Below are 17,783 nucleotides of genomic sequence, written 5' to 3'. Positions count from 1 at the left end.
TGACTGCCGGATTGGCGGCGTTAGGCCTCTTCCTTTTCTTCCGTTTCCTTCAGGAATTCATATCCCCTGCTTTCCAGCTCATCCACCAGCTCTCCTCCGCCGCTACGGACGATTTTGCCGTCCGCCAGCACGTGGACCACGTCCGGCCTGATGTAGTCCAGCAGACGCTTGTAGTGGGTAATGACCAGGAAACTGCGGAACGGGGAACGCATGGAGTTGACCCCTTCCGAGACGATGCGGAGGGCGTCTATGTCCAGGCCGGAGTCCGTTTCATCCAGAATGGCGTAAAGCGGGTCCAAAAGAAGCATTTGCAATACTTCATTACGCTTTTTCTCACCGCCGGAAAAGCCCTCGTTCACCGCGCGGGAGGTGAATTTGCGGGACATGCCGAGCTGGTCCATTTTTGCATACAGCGTCTTGTAGAACGTGACCGCATCCAGTTCCTCCCCTTGGGGCATGCGGGCCTGCATGGCCGCGCGCAGGAAGTTGGCGTTGGACACGCCGGGAACCTCCATGGGGTACTGGAACGCCAGGAACAGGCCTGCGCGGCTGCGCTCGTCAATGCTCATGTCCAGCAGGTTCTGTCCGTCCAGCCAGACTTCCCCTTCCGTCACCTCATAGTCCGGATGGCCGCAGAGGACTTTGGAGAGGGTGCTTTTTCCGGAGCCGTTGGGCCCCATGATCGCATGCACCTCTCCCTTGGGGATTTCAAGGTTGATGCCTTTAAGTATTTCCGTGCCTTGCACCTTGGCGTGCAAATTTTTAATGACCAGGCTCATGATGATAAAAAGGGGATTAGCCCTGCGGCGTGATGATGGAGCCTCTCAGGGTGATTTGGGCTTCCTCCACGCATACGTCGTCAGGCAGGTTGATGAATTCCTTCAGATCCACGCCCTCCTTGATGGTGATGTCATAAATGCAGCCGGTCCGGGTGTCCTGAAAGTGTCCGTGATCAACGAGGTTGGGACAGAAGCGGGAAGAACTGCGTTCAAAGTTGACCTGATTGACCAGGCCGTGTTCCACGAGCGCCTCCAGGCAGTTGTAAACGGTGGCCAGAGAGATGCTGGGCAGCTTTTTGCGCACCCGGTGGTACACTTCATTTGCCGTGGGGTGATCCCTCTGTTCCAGAAGCACCTGGTATACTTCCTGCCTTTGCTTGGTGAGCCTCAGACCGGAAATCACCGGGAGGGTGGAGGTGCTTCTAACGGCTTGCTTGGAATCTGTTTTGGGATTCATATCTTATTTTTCATGCTCTGCGTGGATAGTGGGGGAGGGGTAATTGTTTTGCAAGAACAATTCCGGTTATTTATTTGGGTAGCTGGGGAGGGGTAAAAGAAGGGCGGTCATCCCTGTGGATGGCCGCCCCTGCAGGGAGATGGAGTTTATCCGTAATTTAGTTGGCGGCGTCGGAAGCTTCCGGAGCCACGTTAACGCGGCGGCCTTCGCGGTCAAAGAACACGCGGCCGTCCACGAGGGAGAAGATGGTGTAGTCACGGCCCATGCCCACGCCCTTGCCGGGGTGCCACTTGGTGCCGCGCTGGCGGATGATGATGTTGCCCGCGATCACTTCCTGCCCGCCGAATTTTTTAACGCCGAGGCGCTTGCTGCGGGAGTCGCGACCGTTCTTGACAGAACCTTGACCTTTCTTGTGAGCCATAAGATGGAGATAAAATTAAGGGTTGAAATTAGGCGTTGATAGCGGTGATTTCCAGCTTCGTCAGGGAGCGGCGGGAACCTTTCTTCTTGTGGAAGCCCTTGCGGCGCTTGAATTTGAAAGCGATGATCTTCTTGTCGCGGAATTGGCTGACGACCTTGGCGGAAACCGTAGCGCCTGCCACCGTGGGGGTGCCGAGGGTCACGTTTCCGTCATTTTCCACCATAAGCACCTGATCAAAGCTTGCTTCAGCACCCTCTTCGAGGGTATTGATGCATTCAACGTCGATCACGTCGCCCGCCTGAACGCGGTACTGCTTGCCACCTGTTTTGAAAATTGCGTATGCCATTGCTATCACTGTTAAGGTTCACCCGCGGATGCGGGAGCCGCAATAAACCATATCACCTCCTTTTAGACAAGCAAAATTTCATGAAAAAATGAGCGAATGGCATAAAATTTTTAAAAATGGCCCCGTTTTAACTCATTCTCCGGAGGAAATGCGGGAACTGGGACGCCGGATAGGTAAAATTTTAATGCCGGGGGAAGTGCTGGGCGTGGTGGGAGAGCTGGGCGCAGGAAAGACGCACCTGACCCAGGGCGTCATGGAGGGGCTGGGAAGTTCCGATGCGGCGGCCAGCCCGACGTTTTCCCTGGTGCACGAGCATGCGGACGGGCGCCTGAGGGCGTGCCATTTTGATTTCTATCGGCTGAGGGATGAGTCCGAGCTCCTCGGCATCGGCTGGGACGAGTACCTGGACGGTGATGCGGTACTCATTGTGGAATGGGCCAACCTGTTTCCGGACGCCCTGCCGGAGGAAACCTCCTGGCTGCTGCTGGAGCATGAGGGGGAATGCCTGCGCCGGGTGTCCCTGGCTCCCGCGCATGGAGCGGATCAGTAGCTGATGCTTTTGGAAAACGCCTGGTCAAAGCCCGGGCTGAGCCAGATGGTATTATGCATGGCGCCGGGGAATTCCCGGTAGTTGACCGGCGTGGAGAAGCAGTCCCGGAGCCGTTTGGCGTGGTCCGGGGGAATGACTTCGTCCGCTCCCGCCGCCAGGATGCTCACGGGACAGGAGACCTTGGGCGCCGCCAGGTCAGACCGGAAGTGATCCGGCAGAAGAAGTTTCACGGGAAGGTAGGGGAAGAGCCCGCGGGCGGCTTCCAGCAGGCTGTCAAAGGGAACCAGCAGGACCAGTTTTTTCACGTTCCTGACGGAAGCGATCTGGGTGGCCACCCCGGAGCCGAGGCTTTGCCCCACCAGGATGACGTCATCCGGCGTTCTTCCGGTTTCCTTCAGCACGGAATCCAGAATCGCCAGGGAGTCCCCCATGATGTCCTGTTCCGTGGGGGAGCCTGTGCTGAGCCCGTAGCCGCGGTAGTTGACCAGGAGCTTGGCGTGGGGGAAGCGGTCCAGATACGGCAGCATCATTGAGATGTCCATGGCGTTCCCCCCGTAGTACACCAGCAGGGGCTGCCCCTTCTTTTCAATGAGCCAGCCGCTGAGTTTGGCCCCGTTATGGTGGAAGGTGCGCCGGTGCGGTTCCCAGGCGGCGCGTTTTTCCAGATAGGCGGTTTTGTCCTTGGGCTGCGGAGGCAGGTAAACCAGGGAACGGACGGAACATTGGGAACATGCCAGGGCCAGCGCTCCGGCCAGCAGGAGGGCTGCCCTTATTTTCCATTTTCCCGGTTTCAGCATCTGCATGAAGTTCATTGGTCGGGAGTTTCCGTGGTCATGGTTCCGGCTGTCCCGGTGCGGGGCAGGGGCGTTTTCCGGTCCTGGCAGCGCCAGTTGTCCAGGGAGGCTGTTTTGCCCTCCGTGTCCAGATGGCGCACGCCGTTGAGGATGATTTCACGCGTGGAAGTTTTAAAATGCAGCGCAGCGGCGGAGCTTCCCTTTTGGCTGGTCACGGCTGCCGTTTCAGGGAACGCTCCGTTGACTGACAGGGTTCCCCTGCCGTCCCCCAGGGAATGGTATAAGAGAGTCATGCCGGAAGCCCCGCGCTGGATTTCCCGTGCGGGGGCAGGTTCCGTTTCACCCTCCAGGACGATGGAGGTGCGGCTGCCGTTGGGGAACCACTCCGCCTGGACGTTATCCGTTTCAAGCGTGGCGCCCCCGCGCCCGCAGGCGGAAAGCGTCAGCAGAATGCCGGGCAGGAGGAGGAAAGCTGGTCGCATGGAAATAGTTTCCCTGAATTCGGGGGAGAAGGCAATCTCTCTTTTCCCTGGCGTGCGGCTTTCGGGAGCGTTGGTAATTTTCTGATAGAAGAAAAACGTAAAAAAGGTATAATAGAGGATATGTTCAACCGGATGTTTTCATGGAGTTTTGTGGCCGCAGCATGCGTTGCGGGGTCATTCCCGGCGCAATCCCGGGGGCAGGAAAGCGCGGGAAAGCCCGGAGCCGTGCCCGTGGAGGTGTCTGCCTCCAGTCTGCTGATGGCCCGCCAGGAGACGGGTGAAACCCGGCTGAACCGGTCTTTCAAGAATGAGGAATTGAGTGTGGGCGGTAAAAAATACGCCACGGGCATCGGCACCCACGCCACCTCCATGATTCCTCTCCCCGTGCCGGAGCGGAAGGGCGCAAGAGTGGTGAGCCTGGAAGGAGCGTGCGGCATTGACGACGGTACGGACGGGGACGGCAGCGTGGAATTCCGCGTGATGAGCGGCTCCGGAGTCCTGTGGAGCTCCGGCGTGATGAAGCGGGGCATGCCGGCGAAGAAGTTTTCCGTTCCGGTGGCGGAAAACGGCATACGGCATCTTTACCTGATGGCTGACCGGGTGGAAAATAATTCCTATGACCACGCGGACTGGGTGGACCTGGCCTGGAAGATGGGCGCGGAACAGCCGGGCATGAAGGGCGCTGTAGTGAATGCCGCCAAATTCGGCATGGTTCCCGGCGTCAGGAAAGATCAGGGTCCGGCGTTGCGGGCCGCTATCTCCGCGCTGCGGAAGCAGGGAGGGGGCGTTTTGAACATCCCCAGGGGGGTGTACCATTTTTATGCGGAGGGCGCCTTGAACATGAGCTTTAATATTTCCAACCATGACCAGCCCCTGATTCATCCGGTATGCGTGCCCCTGACTGATTTGAGGAATGTCCGCCTTGAAGGGAACGGTTCCCTGTTCCTGTTCCACGGCAGAACGATTCCCCTGCTGATTATGGACAGCGAGAATGTTTCCATCAACCGGCTGGCGGTTGATTACGAGCGGTCCATCTGTACGGAAGCCCGCGTGACAGGCGTGGACGACAAGTTTACGGACGTGGAGATTGACAAGAAGTCCTATCCCTATGAACTCAGGAATGGCAAGTTCGTTTTCCTGGGTGAAGGCTGGGAGGAAGGCATGGCCGGCTGCATGGCTTTTGAAAAGGGTACCGGACGTATCATTGCCAATACGGCGGACATAGGCTGGAACGGCCGCGTGCAGCCTATGGGCGGCAATAAACTGCGCCTGGAATGGGCGCTCAAGAACAAGGGAATCAAGCCGGGGGATACGCTGGTGCTCCGGAACTACCACCGTCCCCATCCGGGGTGCGTGGTGTACCGGGCGCAGAAAACGCGCCTGGAAGACGTGGCCGTGCACCAGAGCAGCGGCATGGCCCTGTTGGTTCAACGGTCTGAGGATTTTCTCATGAAGGGCGGCGGCGTGTTCATCAGGAAAGGCACGGGGAGAGTGCATACCGCCGGGGCGGATGCCACCCATTTTTCCAATACACGGGGTGAAATCATCGTGGAAAAGGCCCTGTTTGAAGGGATGATGGACGACGCCATCAACGTGCATTCCACCTGCCTGGGCATTACGGAAGTGGTGGACAGCCATACGATCAAATGCAGGTACATGCATCCCCAGGCTGTGGGATTTGAAGTGTTCCTTCCCGGAGAGACGGTGCGCTTTATCAACGGGCCTACGCTGGAGCCGGGGAGCACAGGCAAGGTGAAAAACGCCGTGAAAAAGAGCACGACGGAACTGGTAATCACGCTGGAAGAACCGCTGCCCGATTCCGTGAAGGCCGGAGATGCCATTGAGAATGCGGATTTTTATCCCTCCGTGGTGTTCCGAAACAACATCGTCCGCAACAACCGCGCCCGCGGCTCCCTGTTCACCACGCCCGAAAGAGTGCTGGTGGAAGGCAATCTGTTTGACCATTCCTCCGGCGCCGCCATTCTGCTGGCCGGGGACGCCCAGGGGTGGTATGAGAGCGGCGCCTGCCATGAAGTGGTAATCCGCAAGAATACGTTCATCAATAACCTGACCTCCCGCTACCAGTTCACGAACGCCATCATTTCCATTTACCCGGAAGTCAAGCAATTGAACAGGCAGAAAGATTATTATCACCGTAATGTGCTGATAGAAAACAACGTGTTCAAGACGTTCGATGTGCCGCTGTTGTTCGCCATTTCCACGGATAATCTGAAATTCATTAATAACAAAGTCATTTACAATGATGATTTCAAGGGCTGGGGACAGAAGCCCTTCCAGTTCAGGAGGTGCGCCAACATCCTGATAAAGAATAACAAGGTAGAGCCCCCCCGTACGTGGACCATCGCGGACTGCAAGCTGGAAAATACTCCGGCGGACCAGGTGCGCGTGGAGAATTGATGTCTGTGTCCGCACCGCGGTTTTACCGGAAACCCCGGTCTTTGCAGAAATTCCGTTCCGCAAAGACCGGGTAATACGGTGTGAAACAGTCTTCCCCGGAGGGAGGATGGCCCGGAGTTTTTTGCGGTTGTTTCAACGTATTGACGCAGAGCGGTGTCATTACCGGAATGATGGATATTCCCGCTGATCTGGTCAAACGCTGCAAAAAATTCATTGAGCCGTACCGGGTGACGGACGGAGAGGGCTTCAAGCTGTCCCATTACGACCCGGGCGACCTCGGCAAGCTGGACAAGGACAGCAAGAAAGAGGCCGTTGACAAGCTGGAGAAGGGAATCCAACTGCTGGAACAGCTTCAGGAGGTGTTGTATGCCAGTGAATCCTATGCGCTGCTGGTGGTTCTTCAGGCCATGGACAGTGCGGGCAAGGACGGCATCGTGAAGCATGTGATGGGGGGCATTAATCCCCAGGGCTGCGTGGTCAGCAGCTTCAAGCAGCCCACCACCCTGGAACGGGGCCATGACTTTCTGTGGCGGTGCGTGTGCCGTCTTCCCCGGCGCGGGATGATCGGCATTTTCAACCGTTCCTACTATGAGGAGGTGCTGAGCGTGCGCGTGCATCCGGAATTTCTGGACGGGGAGGGGTTTGAGCCCGCCCATGCCAAGCGGTCGTTCTGGAAGGAGAGATTCAAATCCATCAACAACCTGGAGCGCCACCTGCTTGCCAACAAGACGCGGATCGTGAAAATATTTCTTCACATTTCCCCGGAGGAGCAGAGGAAGCGCCTGCTGGCGCGGCTGGATACCCCGGACAAGAACTGGAAATTTTCAGAGGGGGACATCCATGAACGCGAGTTCTGGGACGAGTACCAGAAGGCTTACCAGGAAATGATACGGCACACGTCCTCCCCGGAAGCCCCGTGGTATGTGGTGCCGGCGGACAATAAATGGTTTTCCCGCCTTGTCTGCATGTGCGCCATGGTGGAAGCCCTGGCGGAAATGAAGCTGGAATATCCGAAGGTGCCCGGGGAATTGAAGGAGTTCTTCCCCACGTTCCGGAAGGAACTGGAACGCCCGCTGTCCAAGGGCAGGGATTAGGCGGCGGTCTTCCTGAACGGAGGTGGGGGAAAGCAAGTCATGAAACGGGAAAAGCGGCGCATCATGCGGGAACGGTCCCATGCGCTGCGCTGCCGTTCCGTGCCCGGCAAGGGCTTTGCCGCTTTTCCTTCCGGGGTCAGCGCCTGCGTTCCCAGGATTTCACCTTGCCATTGATGAACAGCACGTAGCCGGTATTCACCGGAACATAGGTGACGTCATTGTAATACGGGTAATAGGGGCTGTAGAACCCCGGTCCCCAATAGGGGCCGCCCCAGTACGGGCCGGCCCAGAAAGCGGGCGGCGGGGAGTAAACCGGCTGGAGGGAAGAATAAATCCAGCGGGTGGCGGGCTTCCCGTCAAGGTTGCCTTCAGCTACGGCGGAGGGATCCCCCCAGGCCAGGAAAACGGCGGGCGGAGACATGCCTTCAGCAATTTGCCCGGCTTCCACCAGCGTCTTCTGCGAGGATGGCAGGGAATTGAAAAGAACCGGATTTTTCTGGATGCGGGATGCGGGGGTGGACACGCAGGAAGCAAGGCTCAGAGCGGCGGCCAGAGTAGTGAAAAGTAACTTCCAATTCATGATGTACATACGGATAACACTCACTTTGACTCTTGCCAAGGGTCTTTTGTTGAGTAAAATGCACATATACGTTATGAAAGCGCTCCGCAATCTGGCTTTAATACTGATGGTCCCCGCTCTGGTTTCTTCCCTGTACGCAGCAGAAAAGCCGGAAATTATTGATGAATATCTTCCGGTAGGCAAAATGGTGGAGGCCTCCGCTGTCAGCGTTGTGCTTGATGAAAGCCTCCAGCCGTTCATGGAGAAAATTGACGGCGTTTTTGCCGCTTTGCCAGACAAGGACAAAAAAGAACTGGTCAGCCAAATCATTCCCGGACAGCCCGTCCCTTATGACGAACGCCTGGGCTGGACCAAGGATGAATATGCCAAGTACCTGGAATGCTGGAAGCTCAAGCAGGTGCAGGAAGTGGCCCCGGTGGCTCTGGGCGTTTTCCCCTCCGGGGAACGCGGCATCTGGAATTTGGCCGCCCTGGCCCAGCAGGGGCCGCTGCCCATGAGCACGCTGAAGTATGACTCCAATAACAAGACCTGGATTTCCCCCAACGGCGTCCTGACCCTGAAGGGGGATGTGTCCTATGATGACCTGAACGTATACGGCGCTTGGAGCGGCAAGGAATGGACCATGGAAAAGAAGACCATCCTTTCCACCCTTACGGAAACCATCATTGCGGGCAAGACCAAGGACGGCAAGTACGCCTATTTCGTCTACAACATGTCCGAGAAGAATCCGGATAATATTGCCATTGCCAACCAGTCCATCGTGCTGCGCGTTCCCATCACCCGCGTCACGGGAGACCCCCTGCTGGAAAAGGCCAAGGCCAAGGCCCGCCAGTAGGGCATGACGTTCCTTTCATTTCCGGTAAGAACATGCGTATCATCAGCGGAAAGGCCGGCGGCATAGCCCTGTCTGTCCCCAAGGGGGAAGTACGGCCCACGACCGACCGGGTCAGGGAAGCCCTTTTTTCCATCCTGCACCCGTTGATTGAGCATGCCGAGGTGCTGGATTTATTCACCGGTTCCGGGGCGTTCGGCCTGGAGGCCCTGAGCCGCGGGGCCAGAAGCTCCCGCATGGTGGACTTTTCCCGTCTCTCCTGCGCCACGGCCAAAGCCAACCTTGCCAAAACCGGGCTGGAAGGCGGAACCGTCATCCAGGGGGACGCCGTCCAGTTTGTGAAGAGGGAACTGCTGGCCGGCAGGAAGTACGACGTCATTTTTGCGGATCCCCCCTACTGCAAGGGCCCGGCGGACCGTGATTTTATTGTGGAGCTGGCGCAGGCCGGAATTTCCGGACTGCTGAAGGAGGGCGGCCTGTTTATCGCGGAAGTGCAGGAAGGCTGGGGAACCGGCAGGGAAGGCGCCGCGGAGTTTGACGGCCTGGAACTGGTGGATACGCGCCGGTACGGGAAAAATATGCTGCTGTTTTATCAATTGCCTGAAGAAGTAAAATGAAAGCCTTCCTGTTCTCTCTCTGTTACAACGTCCTGTACACCGTCGGGTGGCTGGTGACGCTTCCCTCCTACCTGCTCAAGCAGAAAAGGCGCGGCGGATTCGGCACGGGGCTGTTGGAACGCTTCGGCCTGTACCGGGTCTCCTACAACCGGGAACCCAAGGGAGTGCTGTACGTCCATGCCGTGAGCGTGGGTGAAGTGGTGCTGGCCCTCAAATTTCTCCGGGCGTGGCTCCGGGAGCGCGGCGGTTCCGCCGTGCTGGCCACGAGCACGGCTACGGGGCATGACACGGCGGTGAATGCCCAGGTGCCCGGTGTGCGCGTGATTTATGCGCCCTTTGACCTGCTGGGGCTGCCGGGGCGGTGCTTTGACCGTTTTGAACCGGAGGCCATCGTGCTTGTGGAAGCGGAACTATGGCCCAATTTTGCCCGTGCGGCCAAGGTGCGCGGCATCCCCATGGCGATGATTAATGCCCGCATGTCCGCGCGGTCTGAAAGCCGCTACCGCGCCTTCAAATGGATATCACGGTATTACTTCTCCGCGCTGGACGCCATGGGCGTGCAGGACAAGGGGGATGTGCGGCGCTTTGAATCCGTGGGGGTGCCCCCTTCCATCATTCATGTAACGGGCAGCATCAAGTTTGACCAGCAGATGGCGGACCGGAGGGAACCCAACCCGGAGTTTTCCGCCATTCTGGAAAAGCTGAAGCGCGGCAAGCCCGTGGTGCTGGCCGCCAGTACCCATGAGGGAGAGGAAGTCCTGATTGCGGAGGCGGTGCGCAAGGCGGGAGGCTTTCCCCTGATCGTCCCCCGGCATGCGGAACGCCGCCATGCGGTGGTGCGTGACCTGGAGGCCCATGGCTGGCAGTGCGTGCTGCGGACGGACGGCGAGCTTCCGGAAACCCTGAAGGAGCAGGTTTGCTACATTGCGGATACCACCGGGGAGCTGAGGGACTGGACCGCCCTGGCGGACGTGGCCGTGATCGGCAAGAGCTTTCTGGCGGACGGCGGCCAGAACCCGGCGGAGGCCGTGGCCTGCGGCGTGCCCGTGCTGACGGGGCCGCACATGGAGAATTTTGACGCGCTGGTCCAGTTGCTTGAAGGCGTGGACGGCATCACGCGGTGTGAGGAAGATCGCCTGGCGGACGTGCTTAAGGAGATGCTGGACAATCCGCTTCTGGCCCATGCCCAGTCCTCGCGCGCCCAGGTGGCGCTGAAGGCCCATTTCGGCGCTACGGCGCGCACCATCCGCATGATCTGCATCATGCTCAAGATTCCCGTTTGACGGCGGGAGCCTTTTTCCCGCGAGGCTCCGGTTTGGAGTGGGGAGGCAGGGCGAAGACTTCCCCCTGCGGAGCGTCAATGATGATGTCAAAGTGCTTGAGGGTATCCACGCCGATCTGGCATCTGCCGCCTGTTCCGGTCACGGCGAAGGAGAGTCCTTCCAACTGGAAGTCCGGCCCCATGCGGAGCGTGGAGGGAACGCCAAGTTTCATGACGTTGCGGTCTCCGCTGTGCCCGTTGATGTCGGACGCCTTCGCCGTAAGCTGGCTTCCGTCCGGGTTGGCGGGCCACTCTTCCAGCGGGGCCAGGGAAAGGGAGGAGCCGGAGTCCAGGGCCAGCAGGAAGGAATCTCCGCCGCGGGAGCAGCGGACATAGAAAATTCCGGAGGCATGGCGTTCCACGTCCAGGGGCTTCATGCGCTGAACCGGAAAACTGGAGCGTTCCAGGAATTGCAGGGAGGCATCCTTTACGGACAGCAGGAACGGGGAGAAGCCCAGGTAATTGATTCCCAGAATGCCGTCCACCTGTACCTGCATATCCTTTTGAAGGGGAGTCAGGTCCAGGGCGAAGCCGAAGAAGTTTTTAATCTGAAGCCCTCCGATGGAGAAAGACTGCACGGGAAACAGCTGGGGGACGGTATTGACGTTGGAGCCGGGGGCGATTTGAGCGTTCTGAAGAGGCAGGCCGGGAAAATTCTTCTTGATGAATTTAACGTCAAAGGTGGTGTGTGACGCCGCCGTATCTACAATGAGGCTGCATGGAACGCCGTTCACGGTGCACTGGGCCACCAGAAGATTGCTGTGGGCGTCCCGCGCCAGCCGGACAGGGGCCAGGCTGGTGATGGAAACCACGGGTTTGGCCTGGGCGGGGTCGGCTGGTTCCGCTGCGGAAAGAGGGAGCGCGCCAAGCGCCAGAACGGCGGCGGAAATACGGAAAATGCGGAGCGGCAGAGGCATCCCTTACAGGTAGGCGAACCCCTGTGGTTTGACAAGTCAATTTGACTTGGAATCAGTCATGGCTGCGGTGATTGGGCTTGTGGCGGCGTTCCAGGTCCACGCGGTCCTCGTAATTGCGGGCCTGCACCTTCCGGTCCCTCTTTCCGGCCCGTTCCACGTTCATCTGCCTCTTTTTCTGGCGTTTGGCCAGCCGGGCTATTTCATCTTCCAGATTCAGGAAGTTGAGATACCGCTCCTTGTCCAGCCGCCCTTCATCCACGGCTTTCCGGATGGCGCAGCCGGAATCCGTGCCATGGCTGCAATCCGCGAATTTGCACTCATGGGCCAGCTCCGTCAGATCCGCAAAGCTTTCCCGGAGGGTGTGTTCATCCGTCCACATCTGGATTTCCCGGATGCCGGGATTGTCAATCAGCAGGCCGCCGTGCTTGAGCAGCACCAGTTCCCGCGCCACGGTGGTGTGGCGTCCCTTGCCGGTTACCTCGTTCACTTCCCCCGTCCAGAGCCATTCATCCCCCAGCAGGGTGTTGACCAGCGTGGATTTCCCCACACCGGAGGAACCGACGATGGAGATGGTCTGCCCCTTGGAGAGGCATTTGCGGAATTCCTTGATTCCCTTATTGTGCAGGGCGCTGATGCTGATGATGGTGCATTCCGGGGACAGCTCCCGGAGGGTTTGCATGGCTTCCTTCACTTCCTCCTTGGAAAAAAGGTCCGCTTTGTTAAGCAGAATGAGGGGGGTGGCGCCGCTGCGCCGGATGAGGGTAAAATAGCGCTCCATGCGCCTGGGGTTGAAATCCGTGCCGGGTTCCGTCACCACGGCCACAATGTCTACGTTTGTTCCCAGTACCTGTTCTGCGCTGCTTTTCCCCGGCGCTTTACGGGAAAAACAGGTCTGGCGGGGAAGAATGGCGCGTATGACGGCTTCATCTCCGGCTTCTCCCGGATCAATCGCCACCCAGTCTCCCACGGCGGGAAGTTCCGCATCCGTGGCCGCGTCATGCCAGAGTTTTCCGCTGACGACGGCATCCACGTCTTCCCCCCCGTCCAGCAGGGCGGTAAAATTGATTTTCGTTTCCCGGATGAGGCGTCCCGGAATCCAGCCGGGCTTGGCGACGGCGTTGAAAGCGCGTTGAAAGTGGTCGTTCCAGCCTAAATCCTGAAGAGTGACGGGCATGAAAGGTAAAGCTGCGGTTCTGGGGAGGGGGGGGAAGGGCGTCCTGAGACGGTTAGTGCTTCATCATGGAAAAAACTCCGGCACGGTTCAAGCACGGAACGGGTATGCCGGTCAGCATGACGCCCCTTTTTCCTGCGCAAGACGGGAGGCACGTTCAATGATCCGGAGGGCGATCTGTGTTTTAGGCGCTTTTTCCAGCAGTTCCGTCCGGTCCGGATAGACGAGCATGACTTCATTTTCCGAGGAATCAAAGCCGATGTCACTGCGGGAAACGTCGTTGGCTACAACCATGTCGCACCGTTTGCGTTCCAGCTTGCCGCGGGCGTAATCCTCCACGTCGTGGGTTTCCGCCGCAAAGCCAATCAGGACGCCGCTGAAGCCGAATTCCGTGCGCATGGAGCCCAGGATGTCTCCGGTGCGTTCCAGCTCCAGAACCATGCGTTCCCCCGTTTTCTTGATCTTGCGATCCGGAACGAAGACGGGGCGGTAGTCCGCCACGGCGGCGCTGAGAATGGCGGCGTCCGCGTAGGGCGCCTGGTTCTTCACGGCGTCATACATTTCCTGCGCGCTCTCCACCGGCAGGAAGTCCACGCCGTGCGGAATATCCAGGGAGGTGGGGCCGGAAACCAGCAGGACGCTGTGGCCTTCATGCACTGCCGCTTCCGCCAGGCAATACCCCATTTTCCCGGAGGAACGGTTGGTGAGGTATCTGACGGGGTCAATCGCTTCCCTGGTGGGGCCTGCCGTGATGAGAAAACGCATGGGCGGCATTATGCGGAATCACGGGTAAAAGTGAAGAGTGATGTTGTGCAGCCGGGCATAATGTTCCGGCTTGACTCCTTCCCGCGATTGGGGGAGTTATGAAGGCATGATTTACTGGGACAACAACGCCACCACTCCGATGGACCCGGAGGTTTACGCGGCCATGGAGCCGTTTTTAAAGGAACGGTTTTTCAACCCTTCCGCCGGTTACGGCTGTGCCAGGCTGGTGCGTGAGGCGGTGGAAGAGGCCCGTGCGGACGTGGCCGCCCTCCTGGGGGCGTTTCCCTCGGAAATCGTGTTCACCTCCGGCGGCACGGAGGCTACCAATGCGGCCTTTCGCCAGATGGCCGGGGAGCGGGGCCGGGGCATAGGCGTGCTTTCTACGGATCATGACGCTTCCCTGAAAACGGCTCTGGCGCTGGGCCATGGCCGTGTTTGCCCCGTGGACCGGGAAGGCCGCGCCGTTCCGGAGGAGTGGGAGGCCGTTTGCGCGGATGGTGCGGCCGGGGTCTCCTTTGCCTGGGCCAATAACGAAACGGGCGCATTGCAGGATGCGGCGGCCCTGTGCTCCGCAGCACGGCGGCATGCTGTCCCCGTGCATCTGGACATGGTGCAGTGCGTGGGGAAAATTCCCGTGAACCTGCACGGGATGGAGGTGGATTACGCCTCCGTCTCCGCTCACAAGTTTCACGGCCCCAAGGGGGCGGGCTGCCTGTACAGGCGTTCCGGCTCTCCGCTAGCTCCCTCCCTGTTTGGCGGGGGGCAGGAGCACGGCGTGAGGTCGGGGACGGAGAATGTTCCGGGGATCATCGGCTTTGGCGCGGCGGCGCGCGCGGCGTTGCGGCATTTGGAGGCGGACGCCGGGCGTCTGGCCCGGATGCGGGATTCCTTTGAATCCCGCCTGAAGGCGGAGATCCCCGGCGTGACCGTGCACTCCGGCGGGATGGAGCGCATCCCGAATACCTCCAATCTGGCATTTGACGGCTGTACGGCGGAAGCGCTGATGCTCTTGCTGGAGCCTGCCGGGCTGCTCTGTTCCGCGGGGTCCGCCTGTCACACCCTCCAGCCCATGCCGTCCCACGTCCTGACGGCGATGGGGCTTTCTGACGCGGAGGTACGCGCCTCCCTGCGTTTTTCCCTGTCCTTCATGACCACGGAGGAGGAAGTGGCGCAGGCGGCGGCTCTGGTGGCCTCCGCCGTCCGGAAGGTGCGCGGCGTGCAGTCTTCCCGGACTGGCCCGGTGCTTGTTTACAAGCCGTAATGCGTACCCGTCTCCGGAAGGGGCGTTCGGCTGGAACGGGGGGCTCCGCATGGGCTCTTTTTCTGCCTGGAGACAGTATTTTCCTTCTTGAATCTGTAGGGTTCTTTTGTTAGCCTGTACAAACTGCGAAGGAATGTGCAGCGCACCTGTTTAAAATGTATGAAGATAGAACATTACCAGAGCAAGGATGAAACGGAGGTCCTGAATATTTGGATGAAAGCGTCCGAGCAGGCCCATGCTTTTGCAGGGGTGGGGTTCTGGTGCGGCCTGGTGGAGGAGATGAAACAGGTGTACCTGCCCAGGGCGCGCACGTGGGTATGCCGGGACGGAGGAGGCGTGGCCGGATTTGCCTGCCTGGTGGGGGAAGGGGAGCTGGCCGCCCTGTTTGTGGCTCCGGAGCGCCAGTGTGAGGGAATAGGCACGGCGCTGCTGGACTGGGTGAAAGAGCACAGCAAGGGAATGCTGACGGTGGGAGTATATGAGGAAAATCCCCGTGCCCGCGCGTTCTATGAACGCAGCGGCTTTGTGGAGATCGGCTCCAGGGATGATGAGCTGACAGGAAGCCGGGAGTACCGGATGGAATGGAAAAGAGACAGTAATCAATAGAAACAAAAAAGGCGGAGGTTCCAGTGAACCTCCGCCCCGGTGAAGCAGATAAGCGTCAGGCAAGTTCCACCTTGACGCCGCTCTTCTCAATCTGGTCAGCCATTTCAGGAGAAAGGGCTTCATCAGTGATGAGCATGGAAATCTGGGAGGGCGCAACGGTATAGAATGCCGGGTTGTTCGCCACGCTGGTGGAAGGCGTAGCGATGATCACCTTGGCATCCGGAGGGATAACGCTCTTGATGAATTCGGATTGCAGCATGTTCTTGTATCCGGCTCCATGCTTGGGGGAGTAGCAGTCCGGCGTCAGCACCACCATGTCAATGCTCAGGGAACCGGCGGCCTTGGCGGCTTCCTGTCCCACATAGACCAGGGCTTCACGGTCAAACCGTCCGCCTGTGCAGTAGAAGCTCAGGTTCGGAATGCCTTCAAGCCGGGTCAGCAGCGTGGGGTTGTTGGAAACCACATGCGTATCCCGGGAATTGATATGGTTGCAGATCTGGTAGCCCATGGTGCTGCTGTCAATGAACATGACCACGGAAGCGGGGATGTTCTGGACCGCTTTTTTTGCAATTCTTATGGAAACATCGTCCTGAGTGACTATGTCTTCATGGAGGGACTTATGGGTAAGCGCCAGGGCGCCGCCGTGGACACGCTTGAGAAAGCCGCGTTTTTCAAGGTTGATTAAATCATTGCGGACGGTTTCGTCCGTGACCTTCATCTGTTTGGCCAAGGCGATAGTTCTTGCGGCTCCATGCTCGGCCAGGGTTTTCAGAATGAACTCTTTACGTTGGGATGCTAAATACATTGCGTTCTGTTTTTCTATGTAGAATATTTACACATTCTATGTGTTAAGTCGTTTTCTAACAATTTTTCACTATATCAGTCAAGCGTTAGAAATTCTAAGTTTTGATTGTTATTGTGAATAATGCCGATTTTGTAATGATGGGACAATTGAATACCGAGAAATGTACAAAAATAATTTTATGATGCACAAACTAGTTATCGGTATGACAGAGTTTATCAATCGGGAATGGTGATGGAGGCCGGATCGAAGTTGGGAGTGGGGAACGTGAGCTGGAGATGGCGGAGTTTTTCCACCATCAGGCGGGCGACGACGAGGTTCCGGTACCATTTCCGGTCTGCCGGGATGATGTACCAGGGAGCGTCCGGAGTGGACGTTTTTTCAATGAGATCCTGGTAGGCCGTCTGGAATTCTTCCCAGCGGTTCCGGTCATCCAGGTCGTCCATGCAGAACTTCCAAAGTTTATCCGGGTCCTGGAGCCTGGATTCCAGCCTTCTTTTCTGTTCCGCCTTGGAGATATTCAGGAACAGTTTAATGATGACGGTGCCTTCTTCCGCGAGCATGGATTCAAAATCCAGAACGTGCTTGTAGCGGCGCTTCCAGACGGGGTCCGGAAAGATCTTTTTCACGCGCACGGCGATGATATCTTCATAATGGGAGCGGTTGAAGACGGCGATCTGCCCCTTGGACGGCACCTCCTTATGCACGCGCCACAGGAAGTCATGGTCCAGTTCTTCCATGGTGGGTTTTTTGAACGGGACTACGTGCAGCCCCTGCGGGTCCACACGGGAAAAGACGTGCTTGACGCAGCCGTCCTTGCCGCCCGCGTCCATGGCCTGGAGGATAAGCAGGACCCTGTGCTTGTGCTGGGCAAAGAGTTTTTTCTGCAATTCCTGCAATTCCTCCCTCAGCTTGTCGAATTCGATCATGGATTCCTCCTTGGTTCCGGAGAAGAGAGATTTGTCATCCGGGGAGTAATCCTTTAAACGCAGTTTTTTGCCCGGAGGCACCAGGTAACGGTTCATTGTATGCGAAGTTAATGTTGGAGAGGCGGTAGAGGCTGGGGAAGATGTTTTCACGGCGGAGGGTTTGGTTGACGGATCTAGGCCGAAGAATTGTTCAAGGGCGCCCTTAATGACTTTCCTTTTGAATTTGGGGAACATCTCCAGCTTGATATTCTGGAGCGGAATCCATTTCGTTTTGGAAAATTCAGGGCTGCGGTGCAGGTCCGTCTTGGGGCGGCGGGTCTTGCAGCGCACGAGGAAGTAGGTTTGTTCCTGGCCTACCCAGCGCGTGACTTTCCGGTTGCTGGACGGGTATTTGTAACGCAGTCCGGAGAGGCTGCTCACAATGGTGTAGTCAGAGGGGCGCAGGCCCACTTCCTCCCATACCTCCCGGGCCAGGGCGTGTTCAATACTTTCATTTTTAATGACGCCCCCCTGCGGGAAGTGCCAGTATGGGTTGCGGCCGCTGTCCTTGCCCAGCAGTACGTAGCCGTCCGTGTCCATGATGATGGCGGCGGCGTTGATTCTCCAGGTTTTGTCTGTGGGGGGAGTGTCCATGGCGGGAG

General features: G+C 58.2%; 20 protein-coding genes. 8 read left to right on the top strand and 12 right to left on the bottom strand.

What is annotated here, in order from left to right; translation table 11 throughout:
* Positions 1 to 20 precede the first annotated feature (20 nt).
* The 4 genes from sufC to rplU all read right to left on the bottom strand — a co-directional run bounded on the left by sufC (position 21) and on the right by rplU (position 2,003).
* On the bottom strand, positions 21 to 779 hold the full coding sequence (gene sufC, locus ABGM91_RS02685) for a Fe-S cluster assembly ATPase SufC (protein ID WP_354833476.1): 759 nt from the start codon (positions 777 to 779) through the stop codon (positions 21 to 23).
* Between the two features lie 16 nt (positions 780 to 795).
* On the bottom strand, positions 796 to 1,236 hold the full coding sequence (locus ABGM91_RS02680; protein ID WP_102712035.1) for a transcriptional repressor: 441 nt from the start codon (positions 1,234 to 1,236) through the stop codon (positions 796 to 798).
* A 157-nt stretch (positions 1,237 to 1,393) separates the two neighbouring features.
* Positions 1,394 to 1,657: a 50S ribosomal protein L27 gene (gene rpmA, locus ABGM91_RS02675; protein ID WP_102712033.1), complete on the bottom strand. Its 264-nt coding sequence runs from the start codon at positions 1,655 to 1,657 to the stop codon at positions 1,394 to 1,396.
* A gap of 28 nt (positions 1,658 to 1,685) precedes the next feature.
* Positions 1,686 to 2,003, bottom strand: a complete 318-nt coding sequence (rplU, locus tag ABGM91_RS02670; protein WP_102712031.1) for a 50S ribosomal protein L21 — start codon at positions 2,001 to 2,003, stop codon at positions 1,686 to 1,688.
* 88 nt (positions 2,004 to 2,091) lie between these two features.
* Between rplU and tsaE the strand changes: the two genes are divergently transcribed.
* The gene (gene tsaE, locus ABGM91_RS02665; RefSeq protein WP_354833473.1) at positions 2,092 to 2,553 is read left to right on the top strand and encodes a tRNA (adenosine(37)-N6)-threonylcarbamoyltransferase complex ATPase subunit type 1 TsaE; all 462 of its coding nucleotides are present in this window, start codon (positions 2,092 to 2,094) and stop codon (positions 2,551 to 2,553) included.
* Here the strand turns inward: tsaE and ABGM91_RS02660 are convergent.
* Positions 2,547 to 3,356, bottom strand: coding sequence for an alpha/beta fold hydrolase (locus tag ABGM91_RS02660; RefSeq protein ID WP_290565557.1), 810 nt, complete (start codon positions 3,354 to 3,356; stop codon positions 2,547 to 2,549). The genes tsaE and ABGM91_RS02660 overlap by 7 nt on opposite strands.
* A 5-nt stretch (positions 3,357 to 3,361) precedes the next feature.
* Entirely contained in the window at positions 3,362 to 3,829 is a 468-nt protein-coding gene (locus ABGM91_RS02655; protein WP_354833470.1) for a hypothetical protein, read from the bottom strand.
* 150 nt (positions 3,830 to 3,979) lie between these two features.
* On the opposite strand from ABGM91_RS02655, the gene ABGM91_RS02650 reads away from it, so the two are divergent.
* Together ABGM91_RS02650 and ABGM91_RS02645 are read left to right on the top strand one after the other, a co-directional pair.
* Positions 3,980 to 6,247 (top strand): NPCBM/NEW2 domain-containing protein, encoded by a 2,268-nt coding sequence (locus ABGM91_RS02650; protein ID WP_354833468.1) that lies wholly within the window; start codon positions 3,980 to 3,982, stop codon positions 6,245 to 6,247.
* Positions 6,248 to 6,414: 167 nt separating this feature from the next.
* Complete coding sequence (locus ABGM91_RS02645; protein WP_354833466.1) at positions 6,415 to 7,341, top strand: polyphosphate kinase 2 family protein; 927 nt, start codon at positions 6,415 to 6,417, stop codon at positions 7,339 to 7,341.
* Between the two features lie 136 nt (positions 7,342 to 7,477).
* Here the strand turns inward: ABGM91_RS02645 and ABGM91_RS02640 are convergent, their stop codons facing one another.
* Entirely contained in the window at positions 7,478 to 7,921 is a 444-nt protein-coding gene (locus ABGM91_RS02640; RefSeq protein ID WP_146016559.1) for a hypothetical protein, read from the bottom strand.
* Between the two features lie 73 nt (positions 7,922 to 7,994).
* Here ABGM91_RS02640 and ABGM91_RS02635 point away from each other — a divergent pair, with 73 nt between their 5' ends.
* Genes ABGM91_RS02635 through ABGM91_RS02625 form a run of 3 tightly spaced genes read left to right on the top strand, consistent with a single transcriptional unit; the run spans position 7,995 to position 10,653 of the window.
* A complete protein-coding gene (locus tag ABGM91_RS02635; RefSeq protein ID WP_215427296.1) occupies positions 7,995 to 8,756 on the top strand; it encodes a hypothetical protein in 762 nt (253 codons plus the stop codon).
* Between the two features lie 32 nt (positions 8,757 to 8,788).
* Complete coding sequence (gene rsmD, locus ABGM91_RS02630) at positions 8,789 to 9,370, top strand: 16S rRNA (guanine(966)-N(2))-methyltransferase RsmD (RefSeq protein ID WP_354833464.1); 582 nt, start codon at positions 8,789 to 8,791, stop codon at positions 9,368 to 9,370.
* Positions 9,367 to 10,653, top strand: a complete 1,287-nt coding sequence (locus tag ABGM91_RS02625) for a glycosyltransferase N-terminal domain-containing protein (RefSeq protein WP_290565551.1) — start codon at positions 9,367 to 9,369, stop codon at positions 10,651 to 10,653. Before rsmD ends, ABGM91_RS02625 begins: the two co-directional genes overlap by 4 nt.
* Here ABGM91_RS02625 and ABGM91_RS02620 read toward each other — a convergent pair.
* The 3 genes from ABGM91_RS02620 to ABGM91_RS02610 all read right to left on the bottom strand — a co-directional run bounded on the left by ABGM91_RS02620 (position 10,637) and on the right by ABGM91_RS02610 (position 13,544).
* Positions 10,637 to 11,608, bottom strand: a complete 972-nt coding sequence (locus ABGM91_RS02620; protein ID WP_354833461.1) for a retropepsin-like aspartic protease — start codon at positions 11,606 to 11,608, stop codon at positions 10,637 to 10,639. The genes ABGM91_RS02625 and ABGM91_RS02620 overlap by 17 nt on opposite strands.
* 52 nt (positions 11,609 to 11,660) lie before the next feature.
* Complete coding sequence (gene rsgA / locus ABGM91_RS02615) at positions 11,661 to 12,782, bottom strand: ribosome small subunit-dependent GTPase A (RefSeq protein ID WP_290565549.1); 1,122 nt, start codon at positions 12,780 to 12,782, stop codon at positions 11,661 to 11,663.
* Between the two features lie 111 nt (positions 12,783 to 12,893).
* Positions 12,894 to 13,544 carry a phosphopantothenoylcysteine decarboxylase gene (locus ABGM91_RS02610; protein ID WP_251841384.1) on the bottom strand — a complete coding sequence of 217 codons (651 nt, stop codon included), beginning with the start codon at positions 13,542 to 13,544 and terminating at the stop codon, positions 12,894 to 12,896.
* Between the two features lie 106 nt (positions 13,545 to 13,650).
* Between ABGM91_RS02610 and ABGM91_RS02605 the strand changes: the two genes are divergently transcribed.
* Entirely contained in the window at positions 13,651 to 14,805 is a 1,155-nt protein-coding gene (locus ABGM91_RS02605; protein WP_354833458.1) for a cysteine desulfurase family protein, read from the top strand.
* Between the two features lie 159 nt (positions 14,806 to 14,964).
* Positions 14,965 to 15,411 (top strand): GNAT family N-acetyltransferase, encoded by a 447-nt coding sequence (locus ABGM91_RS02600; RefSeq protein WP_354833456.1) that lies wholly within the window; start codon positions 14,965 to 14,967, stop codon positions 15,409 to 15,411.
* Positions 15,412 to 15,466: 55 nt separating this feature from the next.
* Here ABGM91_RS02600 and ABGM91_RS02595 read toward each other — a convergent pair whose 3' ends face one another.
* Positions 15,467 to 16,216, bottom strand: a complete 750-nt coding sequence (locus ABGM91_RS02595; protein ID WP_102712004.1) for a DeoR/GlpR family DNA-binding transcription regulator — start codon at positions 16,214 to 16,216, stop codon at positions 15,467 to 15,469.
* A 215-nt stretch (positions 16,217 to 16,431) separates the two neighbouring features.
* The gene (locus tag ABGM91_RS02590) at positions 16,432 to 17,775 is read right to left on the bottom strand and encodes a PPK2 family polyphosphate kinase (RefSeq protein WP_354833454.1); all 1,344 of its coding nucleotides are present in this window, start codon (positions 17,773 to 17,775) and stop codon (positions 16,432 to 16,434) included.
* Between the last annotated feature and the right edge of the window lie 8 nt (positions 17,776 to 17,783).

The organism is Akkermansia muciniphila (genome assembly GCF_040616545.1).
Taxonomy (GTDB): Bacteria; Verrucomicrobiota; Verrucomicrobiia; order Verrucomicrobiales; family Akkermansiaceae; genus Akkermansia; species Akkermansia muciniphila_E.
The sequence above is the reverse complement of the archived record's forward strand: the minus strand, read 5'-3'. Positions and strand labels throughout refer to the sequence as shown.

Excerpts from the sequence above, each read along its gene's own strand:
- sufC (WP_354833476.1), bottom strand. The coding sequence starts at position 779 with ATGAGCCTGGTCATTAAAAATTTGCACGCCAAGGTGCAAGGCACGGAA.
- ABGM91_RS02680 (WP_102712035.1), bottom strand. The coding sequence starts at position 1,236 with ATGAATCCCAAAACAGATTCCAAGCAAGCCGTTAGAAGCACCTCCACC.
- rpmA (WP_102712033.1), bottom strand. The coding sequence starts at position 1,657 with ATGGCTCACAAGAAAGGTCAAGGTTCTGTCAAGAACGGTCGCGACTCC.
- rplU (WP_102712031.1), bottom strand. The coding sequence starts at position 2,003 with ATGGCATACGCAATTTTCAAAACAGGTGGCAAGCAGTACCGCGTTCAG.
- tsaE (WP_354833473.1), top strand. The coding sequence starts at position 2,092 with ATGAGCGAATGGCATAAAATTTTTAAAAATGGCCCCGTTTTAACTCAT.
- ABGM91_RS02660 (WP_290565557.1), bottom strand. The coding sequence starts at position 3,356 with ATGCAGATGCTGAAACCGGGAAAATGGAAAATAAGGGCAGCCCTCCTG.
- ABGM91_RS02655 (WP_354833470.1), bottom strand. The coding sequence starts at position 3,829 with ATGCGACCAGCTTTCCTCCTCCTGCCCGGCATTCTGCTGACGCTTTCC.
- ABGM91_RS02645 (WP_354833466.1), top strand. The coding sequence starts at position 6,415 with ATGATGGATATTCCCGCTGATCTGGTCAAACGCTGCAAAAAATTCATT.
- ABGM91_RS02640 (WP_146016559.1), bottom strand. The coding sequence starts at position 7,921 with ATGAATTGGAAGTTACTTTTCACTACTCTGGCCGCCGCTCTGAGCCTT.
- ABGM91_RS02635 (WP_215427296.1), top strand. The coding sequence starts at position 7,995 with ATGAAAGCGCTCCGCAATCTGGCTTTAATACTGATGGTCCCCGCTCTG.
- rsmD (WP_354833464.1), top strand. The coding sequence starts at position 8,789 with ATGCGTATCATCAGCGGAAAGGCCGGCGGCATAGCCCTGTCTGTCCCC.
- ABGM91_RS02625 (WP_290565551.1), top strand. The coding sequence starts at position 9,367 with ATGAAAGCCTTCCTGTTCTCTCTCTGTTACAACGTCCTGTACACCGTC.
- ABGM91_RS02620 (WP_354833461.1), bottom strand. The coding sequence starts at position 11,608 with ATGCCTCTGCCGCTCCGCATTTTCCGTATTTCCGCCGCCGTTCTGGCG.
- rsgA (WP_290565549.1), bottom strand. The coding sequence starts at position 12,782 with ATGCCCGTCACTCTTCAGGATTTAGGCTGGAACGACCACTTTCAACGC.
- ABGM91_RS02610 (WP_251841384.1), bottom strand. The coding sequence starts at position 13,544 with ATGCGTTTTCTCATCACGGCAGGCCCCACCAGGGAAGCGATTGACCCC.
- ABGM91_RS02605 (WP_354833458.1), top strand. The coding sequence starts at position 13,651 with ATGATTTACTGGGACAACAACGCCACCACTCCGATGGACCCGGAGGTT.
- ABGM91_RS02600 (WP_354833456.1), top strand. The coding sequence starts at position 14,965 with ATGAAGATAGAACATTACCAGAGCAAGGATGAAACGGAGGTCCTGAAT.
- ABGM91_RS02595 (WP_102712004.1), bottom strand. The coding sequence starts at position 16,216 with ATGTATTTAGCATCCCAACGTAAAGAGTTCATTCTGAAAACCCTGGCC.
- ABGM91_RS02590 (WP_354833454.1), bottom strand. The coding sequence starts at position 17,775 with ATGGACACTCCCCCCACAGACAAAACCTGGAGAATCAACGCCGCCGCC.